Annotated in this window: 14 protein-coding genes; 7 read left to right on the top strand and 7 right to left on the bottom strand. The window is 47.7% G+C overall.

Features of this window, described 5'->3' with window-relative positions:
• The first annotated feature begins 195 nt into the window (after positions 1-195).
• From KNP98_RS01670 to KNP98_RS01650, 5 genes are read left to right on the top strand one after another with little or no spacing between them, the layout of a single operon-like run.
• A complete protein-coding gene (locus tag KNP98_RS01670; RefSeq protein ID WP_214766927.1) occupies positions 196-429 on the top strand; it encodes a DUF1871 family protein in 234 nt (77 codons plus the stop codon).
• Positions 430-442: 13 nt separating this feature from the next.
• Positions 443-682, top strand: a complete 240-nt coding sequence (locus KNP98_RS01665; protein WP_088837669.1) for a NifU N-terminal domain-containing protein — start codon at positions 443-445, stop codon at positions 680-682.
• Between the two features lie 57 nt (positions 683-739).
• Complete coding sequence (locus KNP98_RS01660) at positions 740-1,534, top strand: glycosyltransferase family 2 protein (protein ID WP_214810596.1); 795 nt, start codon at positions 740-742, stop codon at positions 1,532-1,534.
• 5 nt (positions 1,535-1,539) lie between these two features.
• Positions 1,540-2,037 (top strand): Lrp/AsnC family transcriptional regulator, encoded by a 498-nt coding sequence (locus tag KNP98_RS01655; protein ID WP_051667304.1) that lies wholly within the window; start codon positions 1,540-1,542, stop codon positions 2,035-2,037.
• Positions 2,034-3,221, top strand: a complete 1,188-nt coding sequence (locus KNP98_RS01650; RefSeq protein WP_088837670.1) for an aminotransferase — start codon at positions 2,034-2,036, stop codon at positions 3,219-3,221. Before KNP98_RS01655 ends, KNP98_RS01650 begins: the two co-directional genes overlap by 4 nt.
• Before the next feature lie 79 nt (positions 3,222-3,300).
• On the opposite strand, the gene KNP98_RS01645 is transcribed toward KNP98_RS01650, so the two are convergent.
• Entirely contained in the window at positions 3,301-4,191 is an 891-nt protein-coding gene (locus KNP98_RS01645; protein ID WP_251132033.1) for a MazG nucleotide pyrophosphohydrolase domain-containing protein, read from the bottom strand.
• Complete coding sequence (locus KNP98_RS01640) at positions 4,154-4,342, bottom strand: hypothetical protein (RefSeq protein WP_214766923.1); 189 nt, start codon at positions 4,340-4,342, stop codon at positions 4,154-4,156. The genes KNP98_RS01645 and KNP98_RS01640 overlap by 38 nt, the downstream gene beginning before the upstream one ends.
• Positions 4,343-4,427: 85 nt before the next feature.
• On the opposite strand from KNP98_RS01640, the gene ytvI reads away from it, so the two are divergent.
• Entirely contained in the window at positions 4,428-5,552 is a 1,125-nt protein-coding gene (gene ytvI / locus KNP98_RS01635; RefSeq protein ID WP_159173454.1) for a sporulation integral membrane protein YtvI, read from the top strand.
• Here the strand turns inward: ytvI and KNP98_RS01630 are convergent.
• From KNP98_RS01630 to KNP98_RS01620, 3 genes are read right to left on the bottom strand one after another with little or no spacing between them, the layout of a single operon-like run.
• Positions 5,532-6,203 (bottom strand): DUF429 domain-containing protein, encoded by a 672-nt coding sequence (locus KNP98_RS01630; protein ID WP_088837673.1) that lies wholly within the window; start codon positions 6,201-6,203, stop codon positions 5,532-5,534. The genes ytvI and KNP98_RS01630 overlap by 21 nt on opposite strands.
• Entirely contained in the window at positions 6,184-6,354 is a 171-nt protein-coding gene (locus KNP98_RS01625; protein WP_157898492.1) for a hypothetical protein, read from the bottom strand. Before KNP98_RS01625 ends, KNP98_RS01630 begins: the two co-directional genes overlap by 20 nt.
• The gene (locus KNP98_RS01620; RefSeq protein WP_214766919.1) at positions 6,351-7,784 is read right to left on the bottom strand and encodes a leucyl aminopeptidase; all 1,434 of its coding nucleotides are present in this window, start codon (positions 7,782-7,784) and stop codon (positions 6,351-6,353) included. Before KNP98_RS01620 ends, KNP98_RS01625 begins: the two co-directional genes overlap by 4 nt.
• 355 nt (positions 7,785-8,139) lie before the next feature.
• Between KNP98_RS01620 and ptsP the strand changes: the two genes are divergently transcribed.
• Complete coding sequence (gene ptsP, locus KNP98_RS01615) at positions 8,140-9,864, top strand: phosphoenolpyruvate--protein phosphotransferase (RefSeq protein WP_214766917.1); 1,725 nt, start codon at positions 8,140-8,142, stop codon at positions 9,862-9,864.
• 690 nt (positions 9,865-10,554) lie between these two features.
• Here ptsP and KNP98_RS01610 read toward each other — a convergent pair.
• Both KNP98_RS01610 and ptsG read right to left on the bottom strand, forming a co-directional pair.
• Positions 10,555-12,078, bottom strand: a complete 1,524-nt coding sequence (locus tag KNP98_RS01610; protein ID WP_214804325.1) for an MDR family MFS transporter — start codon at positions 12,076-12,078, stop codon at positions 10,555-10,557.
• A 165-nt stretch (positions 12,079-12,243) separates the two neighbouring features.
• The gene (gene ptsG / locus KNP98_RS01605) at positions 12,244-14,337 is read right to left on the bottom strand and encodes a glucose-specific PTS transporter subunit IIBC (protein WP_214810595.1); all 2,094 of its coding nucleotides are present in this window, start codon (positions 14,335-14,337) and stop codon (positions 12,244-12,246) included.
• Positions 14,338-14,375 lie beyond the last annotated feature (38 nt).

Genomic DNA, 14,375 nt, shown 5'->3' with positions numbered 1-14,375 from the left:
CATATAGAAAGAACTATTAAAGTGTCACTCTATATATAGACGTTTTAAGCGTTTTTAAACCTATTTATGTACAAGATATAGGTTATCACTGAATCAGCAAAAAATAACCCCTTGCATTAAAAATCAGGTCAAACAAATTTAAAAACGCAGACCACCGCCTTTTGAGATATATTGAGATAAGGAGTTGAACGCGTTTTGAGTTCAGAAGAACTTTTAAATAAATATGATCCTTTTCTCCTAGGGTCAGGAAATTATCCAACGGAAATGTCTGCTATACTAGTGCTATTAACGATTCACGATCAAGTAAGCCCACTTGCACTAGCAATTGGTGAAATATTTGAAGAATCGTTTGGGGAACAACCCGATCAGCAGGAACTAACAACACTCGCAACGAATTTACTTTTGTGCGAAGATTCGTGTGAACTTTGAAAGGAGACTTATTATGCAAGTAGACTACACACCAAACCCGAACTCAGTAAAAATCACGCTCGACGGAGACCGTTTCGGCTCAAAAAGTACGAGTGTCAAAAAAGACGATACACCAGAGGACGCATTACTCGCAGCATTGATTACGATCGATGGCATCGATAATCTCTTCGCTTACGGTGATTTTGTCACAGTAACGAAAGAACCAGCCGCTGAATGGAATGAATTACTTCCAGTTATCGAAGAACAGATGTAAGGAATACATGAAGACACCTGGATGTTGCAGGTGTCTTTGTTGAAGGAGCCGATTCTCATGCCAATGGTATCTGTCATCATCCCGACGTACAATCGCCCACGTGAGTTATCTGAGGCGCTCGAAGCATTGACCCGTCAATACTATCAAGATTTCGAAGTGATTCTTTTGAACAACAACGGCGACTCGATTATTCCCGTCGTACGTGCTTTTGAAGACCGCTTAACACTTATCCATGTCGATTTACCTGAAAATCATCACGTCCGGGCTCGCAACCACGGCGTGACAATCGCGAACGGTCAATTCATCTTGCTCCATGATGATGATGATTTATTGTTGCCTTCTCATATCGAGGAATCGCTCGGCGATTTAGAAGCCGGGGCAGACTTGACGTATGCAGATGCCGAACTCTTTACGTATCGCTGGGAAAATGGACGCCGGACCGTCATCGCTACGGAGCCATTTGCCTATCCATATGACCGTGACGCGATGAAGCAAGACTCGACGTTCATCCCATCCGGATCAATGTATCGCAAATCGCTTCACCAAACACTTGGTGCGTTTGATGAAGACGTCTTCAACTACTGGGACTGGGACTGGATTCTCCGTGTCGGGAAGGACCACCTCGTGCTTCACCCAGCACGCGCTACGGTCCTCTATGCCTTTAATCCGTCCGGTAATCATCAATCCGCTCAGCAAGATGCGGCACGAAAAGTCTACTTCGACCGTCTCGTCGCTAAACACGAGTTGCCAACGACCGAAATGAAAAATTTTCATATTGTTCAGTCTGAACGCCGTGCCCGGTTACGTGAGACACGCCGGACGTTTGACGGACAATTGACAGAAAGCGAGTGAATCCCGTGTATACAGAAAAACAATTAGAACTCTTAGAGTTACTATCACAAAGTGGTCCTGTCGATTCGACACTCGCTGCTCAAATGCTCGACCTGCCAGTCGACGAAGTCATCGACTCGATTGCCCGTTTTAAACAAGATGGTGTCTTGTTAGGTTATACGGCAGTCATCGATTGGCAAAAAATCAATTCCCACCATGGCGTCACGGCATTCATCGATGTCAAAGTTACACCGAAACGGGGCCGCGGCTTTGATGAAGTCGCAGAACGGATTCATCGTTTCCCGGAAGTCACGTCGCTCTACTTGATGTCAGGTGCTTACGACTTACAAGTCGTCCTTGACGGAAAGTCGCTTCAGGAAGTCTCGCAATTCGTCTCGGAAAAACTATCGACACTCGATTCCGTCATTTCGACGACGACCCATTTCCGTTTGAAGACATACAAACACGATGGTGTCCTCTTCAGTCAGGATGACGGCGATAAACGATTGAAGGTGTCTCCATGAAGTCACTTTCTGAACGCGTCGAACAATTAGCACCGTCCGGCATCCGTCGCTTCTTCGACTTAGCCGGTTCAATGGAAGATGTCATCTCGCTCGGCGTCGGCGAACCCGACTTCGTCACCCCGTGGAACGTCCGGGAAGCAAGCTTCGCAGCACTCGAGCAAGGGTATACGGCATATAGCGCCAATGCCGGTTTAGTCGAGTTACGGCAAGAAATCCGAAACTATATGCACGAAAAATTTGCAATCGAGTATCAAGTCGAAGACGAAATCATCGTCACGACCGGTGCATCCGAAGGACTTGACTTAGCTTTTCGGACGCTGATTAATCCTGGTGACGAGGTCATCGTCGTCGAACCGGCATTTGTCTCGTATGCGCCTTTAATTGAGCTCGCAGGCGGAATTCCTGTTGCTGCTGCCTGTCGCCCGGAAGACGGCTTCGCCATTCTTCCTGAGACGATTGAAGCCAAGATCACGGCACGGACGAAGGCCATCATTTTTTGTTTTCCGTCCAACCCGACCGGTTCTGTCATGACGTGCGATCAACTCGCAGATCTCGCCCTCCTCGCAAACAAACATGATTTATATGTCATCAGTGACGAAATCTATGCAGAGTTGTCGTATGAGGAAGAGGCGACGTGCTTCGCGACGTTACCTGGAATGCGGGAGCGCACGATTGTCATCAATGGTTTCTCAAAAGCCTTTGCGATGACAGGTTGGCGTCTCGGTTTTACCTGTGCGCCAAAAGAAATCACGGCGTGTATGCTGAAAGTCCATCAGTACGGCATGATGTGTGCACCGACGCTCGTCCAATTCGCCGGGATTGAAGCACTCCGTTCACGCCACAAGACGGTTCCTGACATGGTCCGTAGTTATCGCCAACGCCGTAACTACTTCGTCAAAGCTTTGAATGAAGCCGGTCTCCCGACTCATTCACCCGGGGGCGCCTTCTATGCCTTTCCATACATCGGAGATACGGGTTTGACGAGTGAAGCCTTTGCAGAACAACTGTTACTAGCAGAACGTGTTGCCGTCGTTCCTGGTTCCGTCTTCGGGGCGAGTGGTGAAGGTTATGTTCGCGCAAGCTATGCCAGTTCAATCGAACAACTGCAAGAAGCCATCCATCGTATTTCTCGCTTCATGCAACAACTTGAACAACGAACGGCAGTTGCTGATCGTCTGACATGATTTTCCCGACCGTTTTCTTTCAACACACAAAAAGCGAACCACCTTACGAGGCGGTTCGCTTTTTAGCGTCATTTTCTAATTACGCATCAATATAAAGCAACAAAAACATCCGGTGTTCGTCCTCTGAGTGAAACGGTGACACCGGCCCTAACTGTGAAGCATATACATCGATTCGGTACGGGGCTTCTTTAAAGGACAAAGGGGTTTGTTCCTTGATGATCCGTCCGATTTCTTCTGCCTGTTCTTTGACGGCGACCAATTGATCACTTCGCTCAATCGGCGCTTCCAGAACAAATGCCTCGATTCCCTCATTACGAGCACACCGTAAAAAGCGTCGCAACGACGGTAGTGCCTGTTGAATGTTCTCTTCTAAGGAACGTTCCGCTTCATACACGGGCGCACCCCAGAGTCGCTCATCACTGCCGGTCGCACTCCGGTAATGATCAATCGTCGCCTCCGTAATAGGGTCTCGTGTCAGCGCGAAACGCTTACTGTCACGCACGAGGTTCTTTTCATTCGTCCGATCGATTTCTTTTAACAAATCAAGACCTAATGGACGGGCAAACCGGAACAACTCGCGCTGTAGACGGGCGAGTGACGTACCGACCGTAAGCGTTGCATCTGTCTTTTTCGGTGGCTTGTCTCCTTCGTAGCCGTTCATAACCCGGGCGACCTGACCTGCTTCATGAACGAGTCGGTAAAACGAGGCATCCGCTTCGTCCCGTTCTGTTTTCAACTGCTGATGCTCCGAGGCTAAATCGGTCACGTATTGGTTTGACAGACATGTTGAAATCATTAACACGTCGACGAGTTCGGCACAAAGTAACGTCGTGTCCTCTTTTTCTAACGCTTCTCCCACTTCCCCGACTTCTTCAATCAAGCGCGCGAGGCCAGAGAGCGGACGAAAATAACCACCTAACGCTCGAATCGTCTCATCGACTTTTTGTTGAAGTAGAATCATCTCCTGCATCCGTCTCGACCTCCATCATTTCTTTAATCAACTGCTGCTGCGTTTGTCGTTGATACTGCTCAGTAAATTTTCGGTTTTTACGCCATTCACGGACGGCTACACCACTTGCGATCGCCAAGGAAACCATTAGTCCCACTTCTTTTCGTTTCATCGAAATTCCTCCTCTGTTTGAACTACGTTCTCGTTCCTTAACATGCTATGATGATGGTATTACATATATATAAGAGGTGTTGCTCGTGTCGACTGAACGTCTTTGGCAATTGGCTCGTTTCATCGGTGTCATACTCGCCTTGTTTCTCACAGGTTTTATCATCATCCGCCTGTCTTCGTTGATGTATCCGTTCGTCTTCGCATTTTTATTAGCCCTACTCAGTCGTCCGCTTGTCGACTTTTTCCAAAAACGTCTTCGACTCAACCGTGGTTGGGGTGCGTTATTGTCCATCATCTTAATGAGCGGTCTTTTGATTGGTTCACTCGTCTTGATTGTCATGCAACTGATTCGAGGACTCGTCTTCGTCGCCAATCAACTCCCGGACCAAATCCAGGAACTCAGTCTCTACTTCCAAAAGCTCTACAATGACAAATTGGCCCCGATGTGGAACGACGCTTCGGAAGCGCTCCGGTCACTCGGTCCGTCACAACAGAATACGGTTCAAAACAGTATCGAATCACTCGGAAGCTCACTTGCAAGCTTCATCGGCGAGGGATCTAAAAGTATCGCCACGATGTTGCAAAGTGTGTTAGCGACCTTACCTTCAATCGCCTTGATTCTCGTCATCGTTCTGCTCGCCTGGTTTTTCCTCGCGAAAGACTGGCACAAATATGAAATCAGGATGAAACAGTATGAGATGTTCCCCTGGTTCGCACGTGCAGAAACGGTCGTTTCGAGTCTTCGGTCCGCCCTGTTCGGCTACATCAAAGCCCAATTGACATTGATTACGATTACATTTTTCATCGTCTTAATCGGTCTTTTGGTTCTCGGTGTCGATCATCCGTTTGCGATTGCTTTCATTGCCGCTTTCTTTGACATCTTGCCGTATCTAGGTACAGGGTCTGTCTTTTTACCGTGGATTGCTTACTCGATCATCACAGGAGATACGGGACTTGCGATCGGACTTGGTATTCTGTATGCAGTCGTCATTTTGCAGCGTAATATCATGGAACCGAAAATCGTCGGTGACAATATCGGCATCCAGCCGATTACGGCACTGATTGCCTTGTTCGTCGGGATTAAATTTTTCGGGGTCTTCGGTCTGATTCTCGGACCGCTCGTCGCCGTCATCATCAAAGCGTTATATAATGCACAAATCTTTCATTATTTATGGGACTTTATTAAAGGATCACCCACACCATTCCGGTGAGGGTGATTTTTTAGGTGCTGCCGCATATAAGGGATGACCCGTCGCATCAACCGGTCGATGGTTCGGGAGATATTCCACCGGACAAGTCGCCGCGACGGCAAGCAGACAGGCATCAATCCAGTCGTCAGTCGCAACCCCTTTGACGGATTGTTCCCAAAAAGCAGGACATGCGAACTGTCGTAACAATTCTGTCCGCTCCTTTATCCCCTGGACCGTCTTTTTGTTATGGCGGGCCGGGTGACCGGTCAAGCGAGCAAAACAAACTTCCGGATGCGACTCGTACATCCCGTCCCGGTAATAACTACGCGCTTCCTGAATCTTCGGTAACAAGTACCAGGCTTGTTTTGATAAGCCAAGTCCTGCCGCTTGTTTTGACTGCGCGTTCGCGGTGGCATAGTCACATGCATCAAGCGCCGACACTAATGGTGCATTGAAGACGCTGCTCGTCCGCCCCGGCTTCAGCTCATTTCGTAACAGCTGATCGACGGTTCGTCTTGTGTCTGTTTCAAGCCCGATCGGCATGTCGATGTAGAGCACGTCGCTATTTTCGAGTTGATTGAGGTGTTCGACGATTTGATAGGAAAACTGACCCTCTTCAATCGAGACAGCGACCCAGCCGGCTTTTGCCGCGTCAATCCCGGTGACGCGCATTCGTTTTCTCCCGTAGCACCTTCAGTAATGACAAGACCGTGAAGACTCCTAAAAACGTAGCCCATGCTAGCGAAACGCGTGAACCCGACTCTACATACCAGACGATGCTGAGCACCGTCATGATGAGTAAGAGGACGTTCAGCCATCTCATCCTTCTTGTTCAGCGAACCGGTAAAGACTTCGAACCATGACACCTGTCGCACCTTTCGGACCAAGCTCCGATGCTGATTTTTGCTCTGATGTTCCGGCGATATCAAGATGGAGCCATGGCGTTTTCCCGACGAATTCACCAACGAACGCTCCGCCAAAGATCATGTGTCCCATCCGTCCCGGTGAGTTATTTAAATCAGCGACTTCCGACCGGCGCACTTGTTTAATGAATTGATCGACGTACGGCATCTGCCAAATCATCTCGTTCGTCTCTTTTGTGATGGTTTCAAAACGGCTGTACAAAGCTTGGTCGTTCGTTAAGGCACCCGTGATTTCTGTCCCGAGCGCAACGAGCACTCCACCCGTCAATGTCGCGAGATCAATAATCATTTTCGGATTGTATTCTTTTGCATAGGTGACAGCGTCCGCTAAGACGAGACGCCCTTCCGCATCCGTATTCAAGACTTCAATCGTTTTTCCAGCCATCGATGTAATGACATCATCCGGCTTGAAGGCATCACCTGAAATCATATTGTCCGTTGCCGGAATCACTCCAAGGATGTTGACGTTCGGCTTGAGTTGACCGAGGGCTTCGAATAAGCCGAGGACGGCTGCTGCACCACCCATGTCCCCCTTCATGCCGACGATACCGTCTTTTGGTTTAATCGAGTAACCACCTGTATCGAACGTGACACCTTTTCCGACGACGGCGATTGGTGCTGCATCACCCGCCCCTTTATATTCGAGGACGATCATTTTCGGCGGGATTGTCGAGCCTTGATTGACGGCAAGCATCGCCCCCATTCCGAGTGCTTCCATTTCTTCTTTTTCAATGACTTTTAACGCATGTCCATGACGTTCCGCAATGAAACGAGCTTCGTCAGCGAGTGCCGGCGCCGTCAGGATGTTCCCAGGCATCGTGACGAGACGACGGGCTAAGTTCGTTGCTTCAGCGAGGGCATGCCCGCGTACTGCTTCTTGTTCCCCTTCATCGGACCAAATCGTCAAATCGAGTTCGTACGAAACGCTTGGACCTGTTTTGTAGTGTTTGACGTCATATGTAGCAAGTGCAAACGTCTCAGCGATCAACTCGACAGGTTTCCCCGGGAATGTCGCAGCATCAACCGTGACGTTCGATAGCTTCCGGACTTTTAAAAATTGGGCGGCTTTTCCTAACAGTCGACGTAACTCATCTTGAGATAGACGGTCCGCTTTACCAAGACCGACAAATAACACACGGGCAATCGTCCCCGTCAACGTCGGCAATAACCGAAGTTCGCCTTGTTTCGTCGAAATATCTCCACCGCGGACCCACTCATCAAACCGCTCCGGATAAAGTGCCTGAATCCGTTCTTCCATTTGTGCATTTCCTGAGATACCGACGACGAGTACTTCGATGTCTGCTTGCTGATCTACTTGTTTTAATCGCATCTTAAAAATCCCCCTTTAGTGTTACTAATAAGTATGAAGTGTTTTGCGCCATTTTCCAACTGATAGCCATCACGCAGCTTGAAAACGCTCTCATTTTTGACGTTCGGTAATTTGTCGAAATGCACGGCTCCAAACAATTGTTGCCCGTTTCACAATGTGATAGGATTAACAGGTGAAAAGTACAGGCACTTCATAGAAACGTTCATTTTGGTAACGACAGAAATGTCTACGTTTTCATTCAAAGGGAGAGTTCGCAGTCGACCCGTTAAGAGAGATGCGTTTATGGGTATCTATAGATAGCAGAGAAACGACGTCGTTGCGGCGAAAAAAACTTACTGAAAAGAGGGTAATGCACATGGCACAACATATCAAGGGAATTGGCGCTTCTGCAGGGATCGCGATTGCAAAGGCATTCGTGATGGAAACACCTGTCTTTGACATTCCAAACAATAAAATCGAGGATTCAGCAGCTGAAAAGGAACGGTTCCAGGCAGCGATCGCTCAATCAAAAGGTGAACTCGAAATCATCCGTGAGAACACATTAAAAGAACTCGGTGCAGACAAAGCAGAAATCTTCTCAGCTCACTTGTTGATCCTCGAAGATCCTGAAATCGTCAGCCAAGTCAACGCAAAAATCGACGAGGACAAAACGAACGCAGCGCAAGCACTCGACGAAGTCTCACAAATGATGGTGACAATCTTTGAATCGATGGACAACGAGTACATGCGCGAACGTGCAGCTGACGTCCGTGACGTAACAAAACGGACAATGGCACATCTTCTCGGTATTACATTCGTCACACCTGCACAAATCAACGAAGAAGTCATCATCATTGCAGAAGACTTAACACCATCAGACACTGCCCAACTCAACCGGAAGTACGCAAAAGGTTTTGCGACGAACATCGGTGGACGGACTTCGCACTCGGCGATCATGTCACGTTCTCTTGAAATTCCAGCAGTCGTCGGGACAAAAGTCGTCTTGACTGAAGTCAAACACGGTGATTTCTTGATTCTTGACGGAGCGGAAGGCGATGTCATCGTCAACCCTTCAAGCGAACAAATCGCAGAGTACGAAGAAAAACGCTCAGCATATATCGCTCAAAAAGAAGAATGGAAAAAACTCAAAAACGAAAAAACAGTTACAGCAGACGGTCATCACGTCGAGCTTGCAGCGAACATCGGAACACCAAACGATGTCAAAGGTGTGCTTGAGAACGGTGCGGAAGCAGTCGGTCTCTACCGGACTGAATTCCTCTACATGGATGCGGAAACGTTCCCGACGGAAGATGAGCAATTCACAGCATACAAAACAGTTCTCGAGTCGATGGGCGATAAAAAAGTTGTCATCCGGACACTTGATATCGGTGGGGATAAAGAACTTTCATACCTTGACCTTCCACACGAAATGAACCCGTTCCTTGGTTACCGTGCAATTCGTCTTTGCCTGGACCAAACTGACTTGTTCCGGACACAACTTCGTGCGTTGCTTCGTGCAAGTGCATACGGCAAACTTGCTGTCATGTTCCCGATGATTGCAACACTCGAAGAATTCCGTGCAGCAAAAGCGTTACTTCTTGAAGAAAAAGCGAACCTTCAAGGTGAAGGTGTAACGGTTTCTGACGACATCGAAGTCGGAATGATGGTCGAAATTCCGGCGACAGCAGTCATGGCGAAACAATTCGCGAAAGAAGTCGACTTCTTCTCTGTCGGAACAAACGACTTGATTCAATACACAATGGCGGCAGACCGGATGAACGAAAAAGTTTCGTATCTCTACCAACCGTTCAACCCTGCCATCTTGAACCTCTTGAACAACGTCATCACAGAAGCACACAAAGCCGGTAAATGGGTCGGCATGTGTGGTGAGATGGCGGGAGAAGAACTCGCACTCCCAATCCTCCTCGGACTCGGACTCGACGAATTCTCAATGTCTGCTTCTTCTGTCCTTCGCGCACGCAGCTTGATGACGCGCCTGAACAAAACAGAGTGTGAAGCAATCGTTGAGCAAGTCCTCGACATGGATACAGCAGAAGACGTCGTCAACTTCCTCAGCACGACATTCGATATCAAAAAATAAGTTTTTCGGACACGTCCCATCTCGGGGCGTGTTTTTTTATCGCGTCAAAAGGAACCGTTATTTATACAGACTGTAGACTAACCCTTATGAAGATTAAAAAGTTTTTATAAGTATGGCCTGCCCTGACCGCGCTTTCCCATCTCGACTCGTCTACATAACACATGTTGCCCAATGTCGCTTTTCCTACACCCTAGTTCAAAAGGTAATATTCATCTGTGCGCTTCCTGTAGGAGCCTCGATTTCTTGAATACAAAAAAAGGGCTGACTCCAAAGTTACTCTAACATCAGTCTTAGTGACGGACGGTTCCGACATCCTCGCTTTCCACGGGCGGAATGTAAGCCGCAGCAACCCGCGTTTCATGCGGTCATGCCGGGTCTTCCCTATTCCTGACGGAAGCGCTGATCGCGCTTCCTTTTCCCATAGGAGTCGAGGATGAACGTTCCGCCCTGTACGCAAAAAAACGCCGATGATTCCGTCTTTCACATACGGACTCATTGGCGTTTTCGATATCTATTCTTCTCGGTCCTGACTGATGTGTATCTAAGCCGCATATCGAAAAGGAAAAAGTATGCACTCGTTTTATTCGAATCCCACAGGAGAGCGTATCCTGTTTCCTGTTGGAGAAAAACACGCGTGTGAAAGAGTGATTCCTTTTACGTCAGTCTCTTTCCTATCAAAAATGACTTGAATTATGCTTGTTTCGTTTGTGGTCGATCGCCTTGTTCTTCTTTTAAGATTGGTCGTTCATTACCCATGAAGAACACGAAGATGACACCCAGTATCGCTGGAATCAACGCCCACATATAAACAGAGGAAATCGAATCTGCAAGTGCTGTTTTAATCGCTGTCGCCACTTCCGGTGGCATCTTCGCAAATGCTGCTGCTGTCGGGAACTGTCCACCGTCCGGTGCGCTGCCGCCAGGTAATTGCTCACTAACAGATGACGTAAACGTCCGTGATTGAACGATTCCGAGAATCGTTACACCAAGTGTCATCCCGATTGTCCGGAACGTCGAGCCCATCGATGTCGCCGCACCACGACGTTTCATCTCGATGCCATTGATGCTTGCAAGATTCAATAAAGAGAAACTGAAGCCGACACCAAAACCTAAGATGATCATATAAATCGTAACGGCAGTCCGTGTCGTCTCAAGTGACATCGTACTTAATAAATAAACACCAAGAACAAAGAACACGGCCGAGAGCATCATGACATTTCGGAACCCGTATTTATTCGGGAGACGTCCTCCGAGTTGCGCCGAAACTACTGAAGCAATCAACATCGGCATCAAGATCAGACCTGAGTTCGTCGCACTGCCGCCAAAGACACCTTGGACGAAAATCGGAATGAAGACACTTGCGGAGATGAAGACGAATCCATAAAAGAATGCGACTCCTTGCGTCGCTGCGAACAGGCGACGACTGAACAGACTGAACGTAATGACCGGATCAGCCGCCCGGCGTTCAATCAGACCAAAGAGGATAAATAACACGAGTGATAAACCAAACAAACCAAGAATTTGTGGTGAACTCCACGCATACTCTTTCCCACCGAGTTCAAGCCCGAGCAGGAACGTGACTAATCCAGCGACCAATGTCGCGGCACCCGCATAATCAATTTTTTGAGTCCGGTGGATCGGTGATTCTTTATAGAATAAAGAAACGAGCGCCAATGCAATTAAACCAAGTGGAATGTTGATATAAAACACCCAGCGCCAGTTAATTGCGTCCGTCAAAACGGCTCCAAGCAATGGTCCGAAAATACTTGAAATTCCGAAGACTGCTCCGAACAAACCACTGACTTTCCCTCGTTTTTCTGGTGGGAAAATATCAAAAATGATTGTAAAAGCAATCGGCATCAAGGCACCGCCACCTAGTCCTTGAACGGCACGATAAATCGATAACTCTGTAATCGAATCTGCGACACCACACAGGATACTCCCTACGATGAAGAGCAACATACCGAATAAGAAAAATCGTTTCCGCCCATACATGTCACTTAACTTACCGAAAATTGGCATCCCTGCGACCGTCGCGATCATGTAAGCGGACGTGACCCAGGCATATTGATCAAAACCATTCAGTTCACTGACAATCGTCGGCATTGCTGTTGCAACGATTGTATTGTCCATCGCCGCTACTAAAATCCCGATCAATAATCCAAGAACGACATAATTCGTCTTTGTCTTTGTTTCTGTTGTAGTCGAAGCCATCGACTCACCTCTTTCTTAAAATATAGCTAATCTTCATAATAGCTTACTCATTGTATCATCATATGTGCAAATTCTCATTACTGAATGTTTTTGGACTACAAAAAAAATCGTATCCGACAATTTCGTCGAATACGATTTCGAGGTCCCATTATTTTTTAAATGACGTCATTTAATCTCATACGTGACTTTCTCTCCTGCTTCAACCGTCCGGCCAATATCAACCGTTACTTTCCGGTCACCACTGTTCGTGACAATGATCGGCGTTAAGAGTGACGGCACAAGCGGTCGAATTTGTTCGAGATCGACGTTCAACAGTGGTGTTCCTGGCTCAACACGATCTCCCGCTTTCGCGAGTGCTTCAAAACCTTTTCCTTCGAGTGAAACCGTATCAATTCCGATGTGAATTAAAATCTCATCACCATTATCGGCCAGGATTCCAATCGCGTGTTTCGTTGGGAAGAAGGTCGTGATTTCACCGGACACTGGAGAAACAACATAACCTTCAGTTGGTTCGATTGCATACCCGTCCCCCATCATCCGGCCAGAGAAGACTTGATCCGGTACATCATCAAGCGAACGAATCGTTCCGCTCAGCGGCGAGACGTATCCGTCACTTGGTACATACTCTCCACCTGATCCTGCTAAGTCTTCCCGTTCTTCCCCACGTGACTCAGCTCCAGTCGGAACTTGCGGAATCGGGTCAGCTTCTGGTTTTTCAGGTGGTTGATAATTTTGATCGTTCATGATTTCTGCCATTTCCGTCTTGATGCCATCTGATTTCGGACCGAAGATGGCTTGGACATTATCGCCAACTTCTAATACACCGGCTGCGCCAAGTTCTTTCAGACGATCCTTGTTGACACCCGATTTATCATTAACGGTAATCCGCAGACGTGTGATACACGCATCGAGGTGTTTGATATTCGATGGTCCACCAAACGCTTGCAGAATCTCATATGGGAGCTCACCAGCCGTCGCACCAGCTGTTGCCGCCCCTTCCTTAATTGCTTCACGTCCTGGAATTTTTAAATCAAACTTCGTGATCACAAAACGGAATCCGAAGTAATAAATGACGGCGAAGACTAAACCAACCGGTATAACGAGCCACCAGGCGGTCCTGTTCGGTAAGATTCCGAATAAGGTGTAGTCAATCAATCCACCTGAGAAGGTCATCCCGATTTTAACGTTCAAGATGTCCATGATCATAAATGACAATCCTGCAAAAACAGCGTGGACTGCAAACAATAACGGTGCCACGAACACGAATGAAAACTCGACTGGTTCCGTGATCCCTGTCAGGAACGATGTTAAAGCAGCAGAGAAGTAGAGTCCTTCAACTGCTTTACGACGATCTTTCGCAACCGTATGATACATCGCGAGACAAGCTGCCGGAAGTCCGAACATCATGAACGGATATTTCCCGGTCATATACGTCCCGGCCGTGAACGGAACACCATCTTTTAACTGAGCGAAGAAAATTCGCTGGTCCCCGTTGATAACCGTGCCTGCTTTATCCGTATACTCACCAAATTGGAACCAAAAACTTGAATACCAAATATGGTGAAGACCGAATGGAATGAGTGACCGTTCGACTAAGCCAAAGATGAAGGCTGATAACGTTTCATTTGACTCGATGATTGTTTTCGAGAACGTGTTAATCCCACTCCCGATTGGTGGCCAGATGAAGGACAGTGCAAAACCAGCGACTAAACTGAATAGCGCTGTTGCAATCGGTACGAACCGTTTACCGGCGAAGAATCCAAGAAAGTCCGGTAGTTTGATTTTAAAGAATTTATTATAGCTATATGCGGCAATTAACCCCGCTATGATCCCTCCGAATACCCCCATTTGTAAGGTCGGTATCCCTAATACAGTTGCGTACGATAAGTCACTTGATTGTTGCGCTTCTGAAACTTTTTCCGGTGTGATTTGTAGGAATGAACTGATAACCTTGTTCATGATCAAGAATCCGACGATTGCAGCAAGCCCTGCGACCCCTTCCCCATTCGCAAGACCAATCGCAACCCCGACGGCAAACAGTAATCCTAAGTTCGCAAAGATGATATCCCCTGCGTCTTGCATGACACGCCAGATGACGACGAGCGAATCATTTTCGAGAAAAGGCAGATACTGCGTCAGGTTCGGGTTTTGAAACGCCGTACCAAACGCCAGTAGAAGCCCTGCTGCCGGCAAGATGGCAACTGGTAACATCAATGCTTTACCAATCCGTTGCAACACTCCGAATACATTTTTCCACATCAGTGATTTCCCTCCTTTTTTTGACCAGACTATTTAGT

This window comes from Exiguobacterium sp. s127 (assembly GCF_018618695.1).
Lineage (GTDB): Bacteria > Bacillota > Bacilli > Exiguobacteriales > Exiguobacteriaceae > Exiguobacterium_A > Exiguobacterium_A oxidotolerans.
This window is presented reverse-complemented; position numbering and strand designations above follow the sequence as displayed.